The sequence below is a fragment of the Methylobacterium sp. GC_Met_2 genome (assembly GCF_026540795.1).
Taxonomy (GTDB): Bacteria; Pseudomonadota; Alphaproteobacteria; order Rhizobiales; family Beijerinckiaceae; genus Methylobacterium.
On the sequence record NZ_JALNUM010000022.1, the window covers coordinates 1 to 18,959 of the forward strand.

General features: G+C 67.6%; 18 protein-coding genes. 12 read left to right on the forward strand and 6 right to left on the reverse strand.

Annotated elements, in window-relative coordinates; all coding sequences use genetic code 11:
• Both ffh and OXS49_RS10380 read right to left on the reverse strand, forming a co-directional pair.
• Positions 1–1,277, reverse strand: a 1,277-nt coding sequence (gene ffh, locus OXS49_RS10375) for a signal recognition particle protein (RefSeq protein WP_267423944.1), incomplete at its 3' end; no start/stop codon positions are given.
• Between the two features lie 15 nt (positions 1,278–1,292).
• A complete protein-coding gene (locus OXS49_RS10380) occupies positions 1,293–1,511 on the reverse strand; it encodes a glutathione S-transferase (protein ID WP_267423945.1) in 219 nt (72 codons plus the stop codon).
• 278 nt (positions 1,512–1,789) lie between these two features.
• Between OXS49_RS10380 and OXS49_RS10385 the strand changes: the two genes are divergently transcribed.
• The 8 genes from OXS49_RS10385 to OXS49_RS10420 all read left to right on the forward strand — a co-directional run bounded on the left by OXS49_RS10385 (position 1,790) and on the right by OXS49_RS10420 (position 8,666).
• Positions 1,790–2,356, forward strand: coding sequence for an ATPase (locus OXS49_RS10385; protein WP_244007428.1), 567 nt, complete (start codon positions 1,790–1,792; stop codon positions 2,354–2,356).
• Between the two features lie 412 nt (positions 2,357–2,768).
• On the forward strand, positions 2,769–3,806 hold the full coding sequence (locus OXS49_RS10390) for an aromatic ring-hydroxylating dioxygenase subunit alpha (protein ID WP_244007523.1): 1,038 nt from the start codon (positions 2,769–2,771) through the stop codon (positions 3,804–3,806).
• 322 nt (positions 3,807–4,128) lie between these two features.
• Entirely contained in the window at positions 4,129–4,365 is a 237-nt protein-coding gene (locus OXS49_RS10395) for a hypothetical protein (RefSeq protein ID WP_244007425.1), read from the forward strand.
• Positions 4,366–4,425: 60 nt separating this feature from the next.
• A complete protein-coding gene (locus tag OXS49_RS10400; RefSeq protein WP_244007423.1) occupies positions 4,426–5,487 on the forward strand; it encodes an MBL fold metallo-hydrolase in 1,062 nt (353 codons plus the stop codon).
• A gap of 147 nt (positions 5,488–5,634) precedes the next feature.
• Entirely contained in the window at positions 5,635–7,254 is a 1,620-nt protein-coding gene (locus tag OXS49_RS10405; protein ID WP_267423946.1) for an ABC transporter substrate-binding protein, read from the forward strand.
• Positions 7,255–7,353: 99 nt separating this feature from the next.
• The gene (locus OXS49_RS10410) at positions 7,354–7,596 is read left to right on the forward strand and encodes a hypothetical protein (RefSeq protein WP_267423947.1); all 243 of its coding nucleotides are present in this window, start codon (positions 7,354–7,356) and stop codon (positions 7,594–7,596) included.
• Between the two features lie 198 nt (positions 7,597–7,794).
• Positions 7,795–8,208, forward strand: a complete 414-nt coding sequence (locus OXS49_RS10415; protein ID WP_244007521.1) for an EF-hand domain-containing protein — start codon at positions 7,795–7,797, stop codon at positions 8,206–8,208.
• Positions 8,209–8,396: 188 nt separating this feature from the next.
• Entirely contained in the window at positions 8,397–8,666 is a 270-nt protein-coding gene (locus tag OXS49_RS10420) for a hypothetical protein (protein WP_267423948.1), read from the forward strand.
• Between the two features lie 17 nt (positions 8,667–8,683).
• Here the strand turns inward: OXS49_RS10420 and OXS49_RS10425 are convergent, their stop codons facing one another.
• The gene (locus OXS49_RS10425) at positions 8,684–9,046 is read right to left on the reverse strand and encodes a hypothetical protein (protein ID WP_267423949.1); all 363 of its coding nucleotides are present in this window, start codon (positions 9,044–9,046) and stop codon (positions 8,684–8,686) included.
• A 95-nt stretch (positions 9,047–9,141) separates the two neighbouring features.
• On the opposite strand from OXS49_RS10425, the gene OXS49_RS10430 reads away from it, so the two are divergent.
• Positions 9,142–9,570, forward strand: a complete 429-nt coding sequence (locus tag OXS49_RS10430) for a DUF1810 domain-containing protein (protein WP_267423950.1) — start codon at positions 9,142–9,144, stop codon at positions 9,568–9,570.
• A gap of 4 nt (positions 9,571–9,574) precedes the next feature.
• On the opposite strand, the gene OXS49_RS10435 is transcribed toward OXS49_RS10430, so the two are convergent.
• Positions 9,575–12,049 carry a PBP1A family penicillin-binding protein gene (locus OXS49_RS10435; protein WP_267423951.1) on the reverse strand — a complete coding sequence of 825 codons (2,475 nt, stop codon included), beginning with the start codon at positions 12,047–12,049 and terminating at the stop codon, positions 9,575–9,577.
• A 105-nt stretch (positions 12,050–12,154) separates the two neighbouring features.
• Positions 12,155–12,808 (reverse strand): HdeD family acid-resistance protein, encoded by a 654-nt coding sequence (locus OXS49_RS10440; protein ID WP_267423952.1) that lies wholly within the window; start codon positions 12,806–12,808, stop codon positions 12,155–12,157.
• A gap of 195 nt (positions 12,809–13,003) precedes the next feature.
• On the opposite strand from OXS49_RS10440, the gene OXS49_RS10445 reads away from it, so the two are divergent.
• Positions 13,004–14,269, forward strand: coding sequence for an HlyD family secretion protein (locus tag OXS49_RS10445; RefSeq protein WP_267423954.1), 1,266 nt, complete (start codon positions 13,004–13,006; stop codon positions 14,267–14,269).
• A gap of 5 nt (positions 14,270–14,274) precedes the next feature.
• Positions 14,275–15,903, forward strand: a complete 1,629-nt coding sequence (locus OXS49_RS10450) for a DHA2 family efflux MFS transporter permease subunit (RefSeq protein WP_267423956.1) — start codon at positions 14,275–14,277, stop codon at positions 15,901–15,903.
• 13 nt (positions 15,904–15,916) lie between these two features.
• Here the strand turns inward: OXS49_RS10450 and OXS49_RS10455 are convergent, their stop codons facing one another.
• On the reverse strand, positions 15,917–17,218 hold the full coding sequence (locus tag OXS49_RS10455; RefSeq protein WP_267424011.1) for a transglycosylase SLT domain-containing protein: 1,302 nt from the start codon (positions 17,216–17,218) through the stop codon (positions 15,917–15,919).
• Positions 17,219–17,655: 437 nt separating this feature from the next.
• Between OXS49_RS10455 and OXS49_RS10460 the strand changes: the two genes are divergently transcribed.
• On the forward strand, positions 17,656–18,846 hold the full coding sequence (locus OXS49_RS10460; RefSeq protein ID WP_244007406.1) for an inositol-3-phosphate synthase: 1,191 nt from the start codon (positions 17,656–17,658) through the stop codon (positions 18,844–18,846).
• The last annotated feature ends 113 nt before the right edge of the window (positions 18,847–18,959 follow it).

Genomic DNA, 18,959 nt, shown 5'->3' on the forward strand with positions numbered 1-18,959 from the left:
ATGTCGGCCATGGTCCGGTGCATCTTCAGGAGCTTGTTGATCTCCGAGACGTCGACGCCCGAGCCCGCCGCGATGCGCTTCTTGCGGCTGTTCTTGAGCAGATCGGGGTTCTTGCGCTCCTGCGGGGTCATGGACGAGATGATCGCCCGCTGGCGCTTGAACATCTTCTCGTCGAGGTTGGCGCCCTCGACCTGCTTCTTGATCGCGCCCATCCCGGGCAGCATACCCATCAGGCCGCCGATGCCGCCCATCTTCTCCATCTGGGCGAGCTGCATGGACAGGTCTTCGAGATCGAACTTGCCCTTGCGCATCTTCTCCGCGGTGCGGAGCGCCTGCTCGTGGTCGATGGTCTCGGCCGCCTTCTCGACCAGCGAGACGATGTCGCCCATGCCGAGGATGCGGTTGGCGACGCGGGACGGGTGGAACTCCTCGAGCGCGTCGACCTTCTCGCCGACGCCGACGAGCTTGATCGGCTTGCCGGTAACGGCGCGCATGGAGAGCGCCGCGCCGCCGCGAGAATCGCCGTCCATCCGGGTCAGTACGATGCCGGTGACACCCAGCCGCTCGTCGAAGGCCCGAGCGGTGTTGACCGCGTCCTGGCCGGTGAGCGCGTCGGCGACCAGCAGCACCTCGTGGGGCCGCGTCGCGGCCTTCACCTCGGCGGCCTCGGCCATCAGGGCCTCGTCCACGGTGGTGCGGCCGGCGGTGTCGAGCATGACCACGTCGAAGCCGCCGAGTCGGGCCGCCTCCATGGCGCGCTTGGCGATCTGCACCGCGGACTGACCGGCCACGATCGGTAGGCTCTCGACGCCGACCTGCTTGGCCAGCACCGCGAGCTGCTCCATCGCGGCTGGGCGGCGCGTGTCGAGGGAGGCGAGCAGCACCTTGCGCTTCTCGCGATCGGAGAGGCGCCGGGCGATCTTGGCGGTGGTGGTGGTCTTGCCCGAGCCCTGCAGGCCGACCATCAGGATCGGCACCGGGGCGGGTGCGTTGAGGTCGACGGTCTCGGCATCGGTACCGAGCATCGCCACCAGCTCGTCGTTGACGATCTTCACGACCATCTGGCCGGGCGTCACCGATTTGAGCACAACGGCGCCGACCGCCTTTTCCTTCACCTTGTCGGTGAAGCCGCGCACCACTTCGAGGGCGACGTCGGCCTCCAGCAGGGCACGACGCACCTCGCGCATGGCGGCGGTGACGTCGGCCTCGGTGAGCGCACCGCGGCGGGTGAGCCCCGAGAGGATGCCGGAGAGGCGATCGGACAGGCCTTCGAACATGCTCTGAACCCGCGCTTACTGTTCGAGCCCGGCGCGCTCGACCCGGCGCGCCTGGAGATCGGCCTCGAAGCCGCGGACAGCCTTGGCGAATTTGTCTCGGCAATCCGGGTTGCAGAAGCCCACCACGGCACCGTTGTAGAGCGTCAGCGAGTCGGCCGAGATCGGCTTGCCCGACCACGGGCAGATCTCGTTGATCGCGTCCTCGATGTTCAACGCTTCTTGATCTCGCGTCATGGGGGTGCCTCGGCCGGCGGATCCCGTCATCGCACATCGGCCAACACCTATCGCGCCCGAGGGCGCACACGCGCTGTCGGGCGTTGACCTCCGGTCTCACGGGACCGGTCGGCTTGGCATCGGTCGATCTGCGAAGGATCGGGAGCGCGGGGCGTAGCCGCGATGGCGCGGAAAGTCAATTTCCGGGTTGCGGCTCCCGTCGTGGCCACTGCCACCTTTACCGATCGTTAAGCATGTTCCGATTGTCTACGAGGCGAATTCGTTCAGGACGCCGCCCCATGTCGGAACCCGCCCGCTCCCTGCCGCCCGAGTCCAGCGGCCGCCCCGCGCCCGGGCCGCTTCGGGACTGGCTCTCGGCGATGAAGACCCACAGCCCGGCTGACGCAGCGCGCCCGGACCAGAAGGCCGGCCCCGGTGCCGCCGAGACCGCGTGGTCGCCGCGGGTCGTGGCGCCCGCTGGGCCGTCGCAGGCAGCCGAGACCGAGGATGCCGACATCTCCGAGCTGATGGCCGAGAACCTGATGCTGAAGGCCAAGCTCCGCCTGGAGGCCGAGCACCAGGACCAGCTGCAGGCGCTCCTCGCCGAGGAGATCCGCACCCTGCGCGCGCATATCCAGGACGAGATCGGCTCCCTCGACGATCTGCGGGCGGAACAGGCAGAGATCCGCGCGGAGCGCGAGCGCTTCAAGACCGAGCGCGCAGCGACGCAGGCTGAGCGCGAGCGGGCCGCGGGCGAGCGTTCCGCCCTGATGGCCGAGCGTGACGCCCTGCGGGAGGAGCGCGACGTGTGGCGTGCCCGGACCGAAGCTTTGGCCCAGCCGCTGTTCCAGATGCAGAAGCGCTGAGCCCTAAAAAGCCGAAGGGCCACCCGCGAGGGTGGCCCTTCCATTGCCGAACCATGTCGTCCGGCGGAACTGTCCCGATGATCGGGTCTCTAGCGCGTCTTAGAACGACACGCCGGAGGCGACGGTCCAGGTCCGATGAGCCGAGACACACGGCTGATGACAATGAGACACTGGATCACCTCCTTTCGTTGGTTGCGGATGAACGGAAGGTAGGCGGTGCGAGGCGGCTTGTGAAGCCCCGCGCCTGCGCCCGTTTGTCCTCCCGAAATCTGGGCTTTACGGGCCCGTACTTTCCCGCACCGGCCGGCGGGCGTAAGACGGGGTTGTCCCGCCCGCAGCCCGAGCCGCCTTGAACGCGCCCTTCACCAACCCGCCGCGTCCCGCCGACGAAGCCGCCCTCGATCCTGACGCGATGCGCCAGCCGCTCGGGAACGCGTGGTACTGCGTCGGCCAGTCCCGCAACCTCAGCAAGGCCGGCGGCAAGGCGGGTCTGCGTGCGGTGGAGCTGAACGGCGAGCAGATCGTGCTCGGCCGCGCTCCGGACGGTGCCGCCTTCGCGCTGCGGGATCGCTGCCCCCACCGTGGCATGGCCCTGTCCAAGGGCCGGTTCGACGGCGACACGCTCATGTGCCCGTTCCACGGCTGGCGTTTCGGCACGGATGGGCGCTGCCGCGACGTTCCGACCCTGTCGGAGCATGACGTCGCGGATTACTCGCGCATCCAGGTTCAGCGCTTCCCGATCCGCGAGAGCGCCGGCTTCCTGTGGGTCAACCCCCATATCGGCCCGGCTGGCCGCGATATCGCGGCTGTGCCCGAGCTTGATTTCACGCCCGCCGGATCCCTGGTGGTCGAACTCGTGGTCCAAGCTTCCTTCGATCTCACGACCCTGAGCCTCGTCGATCCCGGCCACGTCGCCTTCGTCCACGATTCGTGGTGGTTCCGGCCCTCGAAGCAGCTCCGCGAGAAGGTGAAGACCTTCCAGCCGGTGCCCCACGGCTTCGTCATGACGAGCCATGCCACCACGACGAGTTCCCCGGTCTACCGGTTGCTCGGCGGCGTGCCGGAGGTCGAGATCGAGTTCCGCCTGCCGGGCGTGCGCCTTGAGCGGATCCGTGCCGGCGAGAAGCGCGTGGCGAACTACACCTTCGCGACGCCGCTCACACCGGACCGGACGCTGCTCACCAACGCCCTCTACTGGAGCATGCCGACGCTGAACCTGCTCAAGCCGGTCGCCCGCCCGTTGATGCGGCAGTTCCTGACCCAGGACCAGCAGGTGCTCCAGCACGCGCAGGACGGCCTCGACCGCAAGCCGACCATGGTGCTGTTCGGCCAGGGCGACCTGCCGTCGCAATGGTATTTCCGCCTGAAGCGCGAAGCGCTGGAAGCGAGTCGCGACGACCGCGCGTTCACGAACCCGCTGGAGCGCAGGGAGCTGCGCTGGCGCTCCTGAGCGCGTCGCGGGCCGGCACCCCTTATCTCTCGCACCGGAGAACGGACCCGCGCAGTTCCAGGCTGGCGTGCGCGCTCTGGCGAGACAGCAAAGCTGTGAAGCCCGCAGCCCGCGTTGCGGGGGAGGGCGCGCGGACCGCAATCGACTGAACCCGCGTCATATCCGAGCCGGTTATGGGGATCTGAGAACCCATCGCGAGGTGAAGGCGAGCCGCGGATTGGATGCGCGGTAAGATCAATCGAGATCCAAATTTAAGATCCTATTAACCATACACAGAGCAGTAATATCCGCGCAGTACCTCTTTTCGAGACGCTTCGCGCCGATGCCTCGCTTCTTCATCGATCTTCACGACGGCTCGCAGCCGATCCGCGATGACGTTGGCTTCGAGCTGCCGGACCTGCCGGCCGCCCGCGCCAAGGTCACCCGGATCATGTCGGCCATCGCCCGCGACATGCTGCCCGATGTCGAGCGCCAGGATTACGTGGCCTGCGTGCGCGACGGCGTCGGCAAGGTCGTCTTCCGGGCGCGCCTGTCGCTGGCCGCCGAGGCGGTGGACTGAGGCTCGCCGTCGCAAGGCGGAGAACTTGACCGGCGCGCGCCACCCGCCATTTCCGGGGGTATGAAACGGCGAAGCCTGCTTACGGTCGCGAGCGCGGCCACGGTGATGACGCTCGGCGGCGTCGGCTATGCCGCCCACCGGCGTGGACGGAACCCCTATTATCGCGGCCCGGTCTCGGACCATTTCGACGGGCTGCGCTTCTTCCTGCCGGACCAGGCGACCGACAAGTCGCTGCCCGACGTGATCCGCTGGCAGGCCAAGCGCGCCCGGGAGCCCTGGCCGACGAACTTCCCAAGCCCCTTTCCGGCGGAGCGGCCGCCCGAGCGCGTCGGCGGCCTGCGGGTCGTGCTGATCGGCCACGCGAGCTACCTCGTCCAGGTCGCGGGCCGGAATATCCTGATCGATCCGGTCTTCGCCAAGCGCGCGAGTCCGGTCCGTTTCGCTGGACCGAAGCGGGTCAATCCGCCGGGCATCGCCTTCGCCGACCTGCCGCCGATCGATGCGGTGCTGATCACCCACAACCATTACGACCATCTCGACGGGCCGAGCGTCGCGCGAATCTGGCAGGCGCATCAGCCGCTCATCGTCGCGCCGCTCGGCAACGACGCGATCCTGCGCGGCTTCGACGATACGATGCATGTCGAGACCCGCGACTGGGGCCAGTCGGTCGATCTCGGCGACGGGCTGCAGGTTCACCTGACCCCGGCCAACCACTGGTCGGCCCGGGGCGTCCGGGATCGGCGGATGGCCCTGTGGTGCGCCTTCGTGATCACCTCGTCCCGGGGCGTGCATTATCACGTCGGTGACACGGGCTTCGGCGATGGGGCCCTGTTCCGGGACATCCGCGCCCGCTTCGGGCCGCCGCGGCTGGCGACCCTGCCGATCGGCGCCTACGAGCCGCGCTGGTTCATGCGCGCGCAACACGTCGACCCTGCCGAGGCCGTGCAGGCCTTCCGCCTCCTCGGCGCCGAGCAGGCGCTCGGACACCATTGGGGCACGTTCCAGCTCACCGATGAGGGCATCGAGCGGCCCGTGGAGGCGTTGAATGCGGCGCTCGGGGCCGCCGGCCTCCCGCCGGAGCGGTTCCTGGCCCTCAGGCCTGGTCAGGTCTGGGAGGCCTAAGAGCAACGCCGCGCGCTGCCGCCCGATTGGGCATGATGCGTGCATGATACTGTATGCAGCATGGGGTCACGGTGGGAGAACGCCGTTGCGCGCCTGGAGAGCGGGCGCCGCTCCATGCGGCGCATCCGCTTCCAGCCGAGAGACACGATGGACTCGATCAAGCCGACACGCCGCTCGCTGATGGTGGGAGGCGTGGCACTGGCCGCCTTGGGAGCCCCGGGCCGGGCCGGCGCGCAGGGTGTGACGCCGGGTAGCCTGACCTACGGCATCTCGATGACCGACCTGCCGCTCACCACTGGCCAGCCAGACCGGGGCGCCGGCGGCTACCAGTTCACCGGTTTGACCCTGTACGATCCACTGGTTGCCTGGGAGCTCGACGTCGCCGATCGGCCCGGCAAGATGGTGCCCGGGCTCGCTACGTCCTGGGAGGTCGACACGGCCGATCCGAAGGTCTGGACCTTCCACCTGCGCGAGGGCGTGACGTTTCATGATGGCTCGGTCTTCGATGCCGACGCGGTGATTTGGAACTTCGACAAGGTGCTCAACAAGGAGGCGCCACAGTTCGATCAGCGGCAGGCCGCGCAGGTGCGCCCGCGCCTGCCCGGCGTCGCGAGCTACCGCAAGCTCGACGGTAGGACCGTCCAGGTGACTACCAAGACGCCCGACAGCCTGTTCCCCTACCAGATGCTCTGGTTCCTGATCTCCTCGCCCGCCCAGTACGAGAAGGTCGGCCGGGACTGGGCGAAGTTCGCCTTCGAGCCGTCGGGCACCGGGCCGTTCCGTCTGGGTCAACTCGTCCCGCGGGTGCGCCTCGAACTCCTGCCGAACGTGAGCCACTGGAACCCCAAGCGGGTGCCCAGGCTCGCCAAGCTGACGCTCAGCTGCGTGCCCGAGGATCTCGCCCGGGTGAACGCCCTCCTGTCGGGCAACGTCGACCTGATCGAGGCGCCGGCGCCGGACGCCGTCCCGCGCCTCAAGGCGGCCGGCATGCGCATCGTCGGCAACGACACGCCGCATGTCTGGAATTACCACCTGTCGATGTTGGAAGGCTCGCCCTGGCGGGACCTGCGCCTGCGCAAGGCCGCCAACCTCGCCATCGACCGCGCCGGCGTCGTCGAGTTGATGGGTGGGCTGGCGCAGCCGGCCGTGGGACAGGTCCAGCAGTCGAGCCCCTGGTTCGGCAAGCCGAGCTTCCAGATCAAGACCGACGTCGATGCGGCGCGTAAGCTCGTTGAGGAGGCGGGTTACTCGGTGAAGAACCCGGTCAAGGCTACGATCCTGATCCCGACCGGCGGAACCGGGCAGATGCTGTCGCTGCCGATCAATGAGTACGTGCAGCAGAGTTGGGCGGAAATCGGCATCCAGGTCGAGTTCAAGACGGTGGAGCTTGAGGTGGCCTACACGGCCTGGCGTCAGGGGGCGGCGGATCCAACCCTGAAGGGGGTTTCGGCCGGCAACATCGCCTACGTCACCTCGGATCCGTTCTACGCGATCCTGCGCTTCTATGATTCGAAGCAGATCGCCCCGAACGGCGTGAATTGGAGCCACTACCGTAACCCTGAAGTCGATGCCCTCTGCGACAAGGTCAAGGCGAGTCTCGATACCGATGAACAGAATCGGCTGCTGGCGCGCATCCACGAGATTGTCGTGGATGACGCCGTGCAGGTTTGGGTGGTGCACGACACCAATCCGCACGCCCTGTCGCCGCGGGTGAAGAGTTATGTTCAGGCCCAGCACTGGTTCCAGGATCTTGCGACGCTGGCCTGACCACGGTCGATAGCCTTGAGGTGGCCGGAAGGATTGGGATTTTAGGGGAACGATCTTCGCGAGGATGTGTTGATTCTTCAACGCACGAAGGTGTGTCCCATGAAGACCCTGCTTGCCGGCGCCATTCTGGCTGCCTCCCTCGCGAGCGTCGTTCCTGCAGCGGCGCAACGCATCGATATCGGGCCGGACGGCCCCAGCGTGGATTTGCGCTCCCGTGGACAGCGGGAGCGGGATTTCCGGCAGGACGAGTATCGCCGCGACCGCGCCGACGAGGACCGCATGTACCGTCCTCAGCGCTACGACGATGACCGGCCGGTCGTTCGTCGCGGTTATGGCTACTGATCTGCGCCGACCACGACGAAGCCAACGATGATTGAACACGGGAGGGGTCGGTGAAAGCCGGCCCCTTTTCACATGGACGAGCCCAACGACGAGGCTGTCGAGACTTCCCGAGTTGCTGCAGTCCTGTGATTTCGCACTTGCAGCAAAGCGAATCGGCGATTAGGAAGATCACGCATCATATTTCGGGAGAATTTGGCAATGACCCTTCGTGTTCTCAGTGGTTTCGCTGCGGTTGCCTTCGCCGTGTCCAGCCTGTCGGTTCCGGCCGCGCTGGCCAAGCCCGTCAGTGGCGCGAGCGCCGTCAAGATGATCGACACCGACAATGACGGTACGGTGGACATGAAGGAAGTCGAGGCCGTGGCCTCGTCCACCTTCGACCGGCTCGAGAAGGATGCCGACGGCACCCTCGACGCCCGTGAGCTGAAGGGCCGCCTGAGCGCGGCCGGCGTAAAGCGGGCCGATCCGGACAGCGACGGCACCCTCGACAAGAAGGAATACCTGGCCGCGGTCGCTGAGCGCTTCAAGATGGCTGACCCGGACGGCGACGGCACCCTGGACGCCAAGGAGTTGAACTCCAAGGCCGGCAAGGCGCTGACCGCCCTCATCAAGTAAGCCGACCGGGCGACACGTACGGTCGCCAGAGATCGAAGAAGCCCCCGCGGATCCGTCCGCGGGGGCTTTTCCGCTTCTGGCATCGCCGGGCCGATCGCCGGATCGTGTCGGCGCAATCAACATGGGTCAATGCGGAACGCCCTGAGGTTCCCGAGAAATCCTGCCTGTGCGGCAGGAGGGAACGCGCGATGCACGAGCCTTCGATTCGGGAACCCACAGATTGGCCGCCCGAGTTCTGGGACACACTCGGCGGCACGGTGACCGCCAGGGTCGAACCGGTCATCGGCCGGGGCGAGAAGCAGCGCAGCCCGGTGATCGACTATCTGCGGGATCTGGAGGCTGTGGCCCGGCGTCAACGCGGCAGCCGCGACACGGTCCACATCATCGCCTCAGGGCGGCGGCTGCTCGGCGACTGCAGTGAGATTGGCCCCTCGGACGGTCCCTTCACGCGGACCTAAGGTCAATGCGGCATCGATTACCCGACCGCGCCGCCCCGCTGCGACCGGGAGCGGAGCCATATGATCACGTCGGCGACCGCCCAGGCCGCGCAGGTCGGCGCCAGCCATTGCTGAAGGTTCGGCAGGGACCATTCGTACAGGAACTCGGCGCCCAGATGCGCCTGGAGGGCATCCCAGCCCGCATGCTTGACGTCGTGCTCGCGCTGCCCGGCCTCCCGGCCGTAATAGTCGGTGGAGGCGAGGAGCGCGGCGGTACCCGCCGGCCGCGGCGTGCGCAGCAGGGTCAGGGCGGCCGCCATGCCGGCGGTTTCGAGGATGGCCGTCAGGGCGTGACTGGTTGCGGGGTTCGCGACCATGAAGGCGACGAGCGTACCGAGCATGAGTGGCGCTTACACCAGGGCGGCCGAGGCGTCACCGACCGGGGATGTGGTGCGGCGCGGGCATAACGGAACCGTACGATCAGGAGCGGGTGGGTATGGATGACCCTTACGATCTCGGCCGCTTCGTCGCGGCGCAGGCGGACGTCTACCCGCGCGCCTTGGCGGAACTGGAGGCGGGGCAGAAGCGGAGCCACTGGATGTGGTTCATCTTCCCGCAGATCGCGGGCCTCGGCTCCAGTCCGATGGCCCAGCGTTACGCGATCAGTTCTCTGGACGAGGCGCTGGCCTATCTCGCACACCCGACGCTCGGCGCGCGCCTGCGGGCCTGTACGGCGGCGGTGAACCGGGTGTCCGGGCGCTCAGCGCACGCGATTTTCGGATCCCCCGACGACATGAAGTTCCGCTCCAGCATGACGCTGTTCGGAGACGCCGCCCCCGGCGAGCCCTGCTTCGCCGAGGCGCTGGCCACCTATTTCGGGGCCGAACCGGACACGCTGACCCTCGCCAGATTGGGGAAACGCTGAGCTTTCAGCGGCCCCAGAGCCCGACGCGCTCAGCGCGCGCCTGCTCCTCGGCACCAAGCAGATCCTGCGGTGCGTCCTCCGCGGCGCGAGCGCCGCCGGCGGCCAGGATCAGCCCGGCCAGATCCTCGCCATCGATCTGGCAGCGCGCGGAGGCGCCGTCGGAGAGTCCGGAGCAGACCACCTCCCGCCGCCGCAGATAGTTCGCGAGTTGGCGGGCCAAATGGCCGCGCTCGCCTTCCACGCCGAGGAGATGCACGACGCGCCCCCGCAACGAGAGGGTCCCGGTGTCGATCACATCCGGGACTCCGCGTACCTCTCCTGTTGCTGCCGGAGTCGGGACCGCAGCCGGAACGGGTGTGGCCCGGGTCGGCTCCGCCCGCTCGGCCGAGGGACGCAGCTTGCCCTTGGCCAGCTTCTCGGCCGCCCGCTGGACGAAGTCGTGGAAGATGCCCGCGGGCATCTCGCCGCCGAACATCCGGTTCATCGGGCTGTCGTCGTCGTTCCCAATCCAAACTCCGACCACGAGGTCCGGCGTCATGCCGACGAACCACGCATCGCGAAAGTCCTGACTCGTGCCGGTCTTGCCGCCGATGATCTGTCCCGGAACCCGCGCAGCCTTTCCGGTCCCGGATTCGACCACCGCCTGGAGCGAGTCTAGCATCATGGTGCGCGGCTCCTGGGCGAGGCCGGACGTGGGGGTGGGGTCGGTCTGGACGTAGAGCGGCTGCGGCGCCGAACCGCGGATCGCCTGGATGCCGTAGGCCTGGAGCGGGGTGCGGCCTGACAGGACCGAGCCGTAGGCCCGGGTCATCTCCAGCAGGCTCACGGCGCCGGAGCCGAGCACGAGGCTCGGCACGTTGGGCAGGTCGGACTGGATGCCGAGCTTGCGCGCCGTGGCAATGACCGCCGGGATGCCGACCTCCTGGCCGAGCTGGGCCGCAACCGTGTTGATCGACAGCGCGAAGGCGGTCCGCAGCGGCACCGACCCGCGGTAGCGGCCGTCGTCGTTCTCGGGCTCCCAGTCGCCGATCTTCACCGGCCGGTCGACCACGACGGAATCCGGGGTGTAGCCCTGCTCGTAGGCGGTCAGATAGACCAGCAGCTTGAACAGGGAGCCCGGCTGGCGCTTGGCCTGGACGGCGCGGTTGAACTGGCTGTCCTCGTAGTCTCGCCCGCCCACCATGGCGAGGATCGCGCCTTCCTTCGACAACACCACCATGGCGGCCTGCCCGACCTTGCGGCGACGCCCGTCCTTGTCGAGGCGCCGGGCCACGACGCCCTCGGCGAGGCTCTGGAGGTCGAGGTTCAGGGTCGAGCGGACGGTGAGGTCGCCATCCTTTCCGGCCAGCCGCTTCACGTCCCCCGCGATCATGTCGAGGAAGTAGTTGGTGCCCGGTGGGGCCTCCGGGGGCGTCTTCAGTTTCACGCTCTGCCGGCGGGCCGCGTCGGCCGCGGCTTGCGTGATCGCGCCGGTCTCAACCATGGCCTGGAGCACCACGTCGGCCCGCTCCTTGGCACCGCCGAGGTTCCGCGTCGGCGCGAGCTGCGAGGGCGCGCGCACCAGCCCGGCCAGCATGGCGGATTCGGGCAGGTTCAGGGCCTTGGCAGGCTTGCCGAAATAGCGCCGCGCCGCCGCGTCCGCCCCGTAGGCCCCGGCGCCGAAATAGGCCGTGTCGAGGTAGCCGAGCAGGATCTCGTCCTTGCTCATGGTCGATTCGACCCGCAGCGCCAGGATCGCCTCTTGGACCTTGCGCCAGAGCGACTTCTCCTGGTTCAGTGAGGTCAGGCGCGCATATTGCTGCGTGATCGTCGATCCGCCCTCGCGCACGCCGCCGCCCAGGGCATTGCGGTACGCGGCCCGGGCGAGCCCGCGCAGATCGATGCCCCAGTGGCTGTAGAATCGCCGATCCTCGATCGCGATGATTGCCTGGGCGAGGTGTGGCGGCAGGTCGGCGGCGGTGAGCTTCTGCCCGCGGAAGCTGCCCCGGGTGGCGAAGACCCGCCCGTCATCGGCCTCGACCGTGATCGCCCTTTGGCCGCTCTCGACCACGGCTCCGCCCAGCGGCGGGAGGGTGAGGAATGCGGCGAGCAGGTAAAGAAAGAGCGCCACAGCCGGCAGCAGGATTGCGGCCCCGGCGGCGAGTACGATCGGCCGCCGGCGCAGGCGCGCGGCGAGCGGCGATGCGGCGCGGGTATTCGGTGCGGCCGCAATCAGCTCCCGCGATACAGGCTCGGGTCCGGTGCGCTTCCGTCGTTCCAGCAGCTTGCGCAACCGAGCCGCTGCGGCCCGACCCGCGCCAGCGGCACCCAGCCCGCCTGCCACGATTAGGGACCACAGGCTGCGAGTCAGGTCGCCGGCGGCACGGCGGGCTTCCCGGGCTGCCGAGCGGGGATCCGGCGGTCCGGATCCCTGGTCGTGCCCGGCGTTCTGCATTGACGGCCTGTCGACCGGGGCGCTCTCCGGCGCGTCAGGTGTCATCGCGTGCGGATTCCAGGGCCGATCATGCCGGACGAGGATCTATACTAAGCCTCATCGGGCGCCTTGTCCTTTCGTCGCCGCGACGCAGACCATTGGTCGGCTAGATTAACGCCCGGATGGCGGCAGGGGCTGACCCGCAGTGCCGTGCCGACTGCGCAGCTTGAACGCGAGGATCAGGAGCAGCACGCCGAAGGCGAAGCTGTAGCTGCCGATCCACCACGTCAGCACCAGGGCCGAGATGCCCGGCTCGATCAACAGCGCAATCCCGAACAGGATCGAAACGACGCCTCCGAGGATCAGCCACCAGCGCCCGTAATGGAGATGCAGGCGGAACGCCGCCGCGATCATCAGGCCACCGGTCACAAGCGCCCAGCCCGCGAGCAGGAGGACGAAGGCCCAGACAGCCGCCGCGGGTATCAGTACGGCAGCGACGGCCACGACGATGTCGACGATCCCCTCCAGAAGCAGGAAGCCCCAGCGCTCGTGATGCTGCGCGGCCCGGATCGCGCCCAGGATGGCGAAGATGCCGTCGGTCAGCATGTAGGCTGCGAAGAACAAGACGAGGGACAGCACGAACGCGCCCGGTGCAATGAAGGCGAGGGCGCCGAACAGCATCGCGACGACGCCGCGCAGGGCGACGAGCCACCAGTTGCGGGCGAGCGCCGCGCTCATCGCGTCGAGGCGCGCCACGCCGACCAGCGGGATGCCGCTGGGGGCGTTTCCTGTCGGTCCGCGCTGCGGTGCAGTACTGCTGGTCATCGCAAAACTCCGAAACTCCGATGCCGTGAACGGCACAGGTTCCCGGCGCAGAACGCCGCACTGCGGCAAGCGTTCCTGGGTCTCGGCGAACCGTCACGGAACCTTGAGCCGGCCCCGGGCTTGTGCAGGTCGAGGCGGGCGATGTGCAGTGCCCGGTCGCCGCGAGGCGATCGGCCCATCGGGCGACGACTTCCCATGCTTGACGATCAGCGGCAGGCCTCCGACGCCGAGGCGCGCCCGCGGCCGGCCGACGGCGGGACTGGAACCGGCGCCCGCGACGCCCCGGATCGCGATGTCCTGGATCTCGGTGGATCCGAAACGGCGCGCAAGCCCGGCTCTGAAGACGAGGATCCGTCTGTCCAGGCCGATGGCAAGGACGACGGTGGCGCTACGCACGACGACGGGCAGGACGAGGCCGAGGGCGGCCAACGCCCCAACATCCTGCGGCGCCACCCTTTGGCCTTCCTGCTCGGCGGTCTCGCGGTCATTGCCCTGGGCGTGGGAATCTTCTTCTACTGGCTGCTGTACATGCACCCGTACGAGAACACCGACGACGCCTTCGTCGATGCCCGGAGCATCTCGCTCCAGCCCAAGGTCGGCGGCTACCTCGTGGATGTGCCGGTCACCGACAACCAGCACGTCGACGCTGGCCAGATCCTGTTCCAGATCGACCAGCGCGACTACGAGATCGCCCTCGATCAGGCCAAGGCGCAAATCGAGGCCGATCAGGCCGCGATCAAGAACATCGATGCCCAGATCCAGGCCCAGAACGCCAATATCGACGTGTCGAAGGCGCAGGTCGCCACCGCCGAAGCGGCCCTGAAATTCGCCCAGGAGGATGCAGCCCGCTACAAGGACCTGGCCGAGCGCGGCTCGGGCTCGATCCAGCAATCGCAATCGGCAACCTCGACGCTTCAGCAGCGTCAGGCCTCGGTCCAAAGCGCCAATGCCAGCGTGGTCGCCGCGCAGAAGCAGATTGGCTCGCTGGAGGCTCAGAAGGCCTCGACCCAGGCGCAGCTTGCCCGCGACAAGGCGCAGGTCGAGCAGGCCGAACTCAACCTTGGTTACACCACGGTCCGGTCCGTCCAGTCCGGCCGCGTCGTGCGGCTCACCGGCGGCATCGGGCAGCTCGCCCAGGCCGGCCAGACTCTCGCGACCTTCGTACCCGATGACATCTGGGTCACCGCGAATTTCAAGGAGACTCAGATCAATGACATGCGCCCGGGGCAGCCGGTCGCTCTCGCGATCGATGCGTATCCGGGCCGCACGATCCACGGCACCGTGGCCTCGGTCCAGCCGGGATCCGGCACCGCCTTCAGTTTGCTGCCGGCCCAGAACGCCACCGGCAATTACGTGAAGGTGACGCAGCGCATCCCGGTGAAGATCGTGGTCACAGACTGGCCGAAGGACATCGCGATCGGCCCGGGCATGTCGGTCGTCCCGACCGTCACGGTGCGGTGAGCCCCGTGGCCGGCAAGTCCGCCTCGGGCAAGTCCGCCTCGGGCAAGTCGTCCTCCGGCAAGGCGCCGGGCGGCCACAATCCTTGGCTGATCGCGGGCGTCGTGGCGCTCGCGACCTTCATGGAGGTGCTGGACACCACCATCGCCAACGTCGCGCTCCGGTACATCTCGGGCGGCCTTGCGGTCGGGCCCGACGAGGCAGCCTGGGTGGTGACGAGCTACCTCGTAGCCAACGCGATCACGTTGACGGCGTCGAGCTTCCTGGCCAAGCGCTACGGCCGCAAGGCCTTCTTCATGTGGTCGGTGGGGCTGTTCACGATCTCGTCGATCCTGTGCGGCTTCGCCTGGAGCCTGGAATCGCTCCTGTTCTTTCGCGTGCTGCAGGGGCTCGGCGGCGGCGGTATGGCGCCGCTCGCACAGTCGATCCTGGCGGATTCCTTCCCGCCTGAGAAGCGCGGCCAAGCCTTCGCGCTCTACGGCGTCGCCATCGTGGTCGCTCCGGTGATCGGCCCGACGCTCGGAGGCTGGCTGTCTGACAACGCCTCCTGGCATTGGTGCTTCCTGATCAACGGACCCGTCGGCGTGCTCGCCCTCGGGCTGATGTACTGGCTGATCGAAGATAGCCACGCGGCCAAGAAGGAACGCCGCGCCTTGGTGCGCAAGGGCATCCGCTTCGACATCGTGGGCTTCGTGCTGGTTGCCCTGTTCCTCGCGTCCCTGGAGGTGATCCTTGATGAGGGACAGCGGAAGGACTGGTTCGGCACCTCGATGCTGATGAACGTCTCTGGCGTGCTGATGGTGGTCTCGTTCGTCGCCATGATCCCGTGGCTGCTCAACGCGAAGAATCCGGCGGTCGATCTGCGCCTCATCGGCAACCGTCAGTTCGGATCCTGCTTTGTGGTGATGATGTTCACCGGCGCGATCCTGATTTCGACCACCCAGTTCATTCCGCAGATCACGCAGGAATATTACGGTTACACCGCGACTCTCTCTGGCCTCGTCCTCGGCCCCGGCGGCATCGTCACGGTGGTGATGATGTTCCTGACGGGACGCGCCTCGGCTTACGTACAGCCGAAATGGCTCATCGCCGCCGGAATGACCATCGTGGCGCTCGGGATGTACGACCTGACGCGGCTCAACGGCACCACGACCTTCGCCTTCTTCGCGTGGTCACGAGTCTATATCGGTCTCGGCCTGCCGATGGTGTTCCTGTCGATCACCTCGGCTTCCTACGAGGGAATCCGCAAGGATCAGACCGATCAGGCCTCTGCGCTGATCAACGTCGCCCGCAACGTCGGCGGCTCGATGGGTGTCTCGCTCGCCCAAAACATCCTGGCCTATCGGAGCCAGTTCCATCAGAGCCGGCTGGTCGAGAGCGTCAACCCGGCCGCGCCCGCCTATCAGGACACAATGCGGCAGGCGACGCAGTATTTCTCCGAGCACGGCTATGTTGGCGTCGAGGCGCAGAACCAGGCGACTGCCTGGATTGGCAGCGTGCTGAGCACGGAGGTCGCCTACTGGGCGTATATCGACGTGTTCTGGGTGCTCGGGCTGGTAGCTGCCTGCGCGGTGCCGATCGCGCTGAGCTTGAAGAGCGTCAAGCTCGGAGGCGGGGCGCCAGCCGGAGGACATTGAGGCGAGATGATCGTCACACCCCGTCCCGCGGCAGCGCCTCCGTCACCTCGACGCGCCGGGTGGTGTCTGCTTCGCCAGAGGCTTCGGTGGTGGCAACGTCGGTCTGCGCCTCCGCCTTGTCGAGGGCCTCGGCCACCGCTGCGACCCCCTGGTAGCGGTTGAGCCGCCGGTCGATCATGCCGTCGAGCCGGTCGTGCAACTCGGAGACGGTTAGGCTGCGACGCTTGCCGCCGTCCGCCTCGGTGAACAGGCTGCGATTGGCCCGGGCGGCGTTGCGGAAGGCGCGGCCGGCCACCTCGTCGGGCTTCTCGGAGGAGAGCGAGAGGAAGCGCCCGGCGCTGGCCGTGCCGAGGAAATGCGCGAGGTAGAGTTCGGTCGTGGTCAGGGCCCGGCCGACCCGGGCCTCGATCCGCTCGCGATCGCGCTTGATCAGCTCGGCCGCCATCAGGGCCGCGACGCGCGGATCGTTGCGCAGGCCGAGCACCCGCGCCCGCATGGCGCCGGCGACCGTGATCGCGGAGCCCCGGCCCTTCACGGCGGCGGCCTCCTCGGCGAGCCCGTATCGGGCGCCGTAATCGCGGATCATCTCCAGCCACGTCCGGGCGACGAACTGGAACAGACCCTGCGCCGAGGAGGTCGCGGCCTTGGCGTCCGTGTCGAAGCTCGATTCCTTGTCGGCCAGCGCCATCATGTAGACGGGATCGACGCCCGCTTGGTCGGAGGCCTTCACGATCGTGTCGACCACCTTGCGCGGTACGGTGCGCTCGCCGAACCGCACGGTGTCGGAGCCTTGATCCTGCGTCACCCGCGGAAGAGCCGCGAGGTCGTCCTGAATCAGCGCGGTCGTCGCAGGCTCCTGTTCCGGAACCGGCAGACCATTCCACCGGAGCGCGGCATCGGGCGAGGCGTCCTGCTGTTGCGCGTCCAGCGGCAGATCCTGATCGAGCGTCGAGCGCAGGGCCATGTCCTGAGCCGAGAGTTCCGGCGCCACGACTTCCGGCGCCGGTACTTGGGCCGCAAGGGCCTGGGCCGCGCGCGGGCTTGTGTCGACCCGGTCGTGGGCCTGGGCGGCAGGCGCGAAATAAGAGGGCGCGAAGGCGGCCTGTGGCAATCCGAACCCGGCCATGAGACCCAGGGCCAGCGTCCCCGAGACCTGACGAAGCCGGTCCCGGCCCGAGCGGCGGCCCGATCGGCACCGTATCCCACGGCCGGCCTGCGGCAGCCACGCCACGGCTTCGGTCTCGAAGCAGCTCGCGTTCGGCACGAGTCGGCTCACGTCGTCGGCGCGCTGCGCCGGCTCCGGGAAAACCCCCATCATTGGTCCTTCTCAGATCGGCCCTTGCGTCGGCCCGGATTCTCGCGGCCGGGCTTCTTTGATCGGCGGCCGTATCGGCGCCGGCCGTGACCAGAATGGGACGACGTCGTGATCCAAGCGTGGCACGGTCAACGAAGGGTTAACCGTGCGCTTTAGGGGCGCCTTAAGGACGCGGACCGCCGCAACCCGCGTTGAAACCGCTCCTGATCCGTCGCGATTATCGCCAGCGCCAAGGTCTTGTTCTGGCGTGTTGTCTCGCGATGAGAGCGCCGACCGCTCTCGCGAAATGCGTGTCATGAAGGGGCAATGTTGTCGCATTTGGCTTGGAACGCCGCAGCGATGAGCCAGTTAGGTACGACCCCGGGGGGGTGAACTTTCCGTCCCGTGACGGACCCTTCAAGACGCCACCCGCGTCCCCACAAGGACAACTTTTTCCAATGAGCATGCAGTCCGGTCGCCGTGTCGGTGTCGCGTTCGTTGGCATGGGTGGCGCCGTCGCCACCACCGCCATCGCCGGTATCGAAATGATCAAATCCGGTTCGAACCGGCTTGACGGGCTCCCGCTCGCCGGCCTCTCCGTAGCGGGCTTGGCCGATTACAAGGATCTCGTCTTCGGCGGATGGGACCTGAACGGCGACGATCTCGCGACCGCCGCGAGCGGTCACGGCGTCCTCTCGAAGGACGACATCGAGGACGGCGCCGGTGCTCTGAAGGGCATCACGCCTTGGCCGGCAGTCGGCAGTGCCAAGTTCTGCAAGAACATTGACGGCCAGAATCGCATCGTCGCCAAGGACCACCGCGAGGCGGTCTCTGTCATCGCCAACGACCTGCGGCGCTTCCAGAAGGAAAGCAACCTCGACGACGTCGTCGTTGTGAACCTCGCCTCGACAGAGCGCTGGCCCGACCTGAACGACCCGACCCTGAACTCGACTGACGCCTTCGAGAAGGGCCTGGATTCGAGTGACGAGGCGATCTCGCCCGCAATGCTCTACGCCTACGCGGCGATCAAGAGCGGTATCCCGTACGCCAACTTCACCCCGAGCGTGGCCGCCGATGTTCCGGCGCTCCTCGAACTCGCCAAGGAGCTGAACGTGCCGGTCGCCGGCAAGGACGGCAAGACCGGCCAGACCATGATGAAGACCGTGCTGGCCCCCGCTTTCAAGGCCCGCGCGCTGCACGTCGACGGATGGTTCTCGACCAACATCCTCGGCAATCGCGACGGCCTCGCGCTGAACGATCCGAACTCGCTCCAGTCGAAGCTGAACACCAAAGGCACCGTGCTCGACTCGATCCTCGGCTACCCGGTCGAGGACCACCTCGTGCATATCCACTATTACCGCCCGCGCGGCGACGACAAGGAAGCCTGGGACAACATCGACGTCACCGGCTTCATGGGTCAGCGGATGCAGGTGAAGGTCAACTTCCTCTGCAAGGACTCGATTCTGGCGGCGCCTTTGGTGATCGAGATCGCTCGCGTGCTCGACCTTGCCCACACGCGCGGCGATGGTGGTGTGCAGGAACAGCTATCCACCTTCTTCAAGGCCCCGATGGTCAAGAACGGGCGTGGGCCGGAGCACGCCTTCGGCAAGCAGGAGAAGATGCTGCACGATTGGCTCGGCGTTCACTGAACGAGGCTGCCGCACCGCCCTGTACGCTCCTCCTCCATGTGGGGGAGGAGCTGAAGGTGGGGGTGGTTCAGGACTGAATGCGGCGGTGCCGTCTGCACCACTCTTGACCCTTT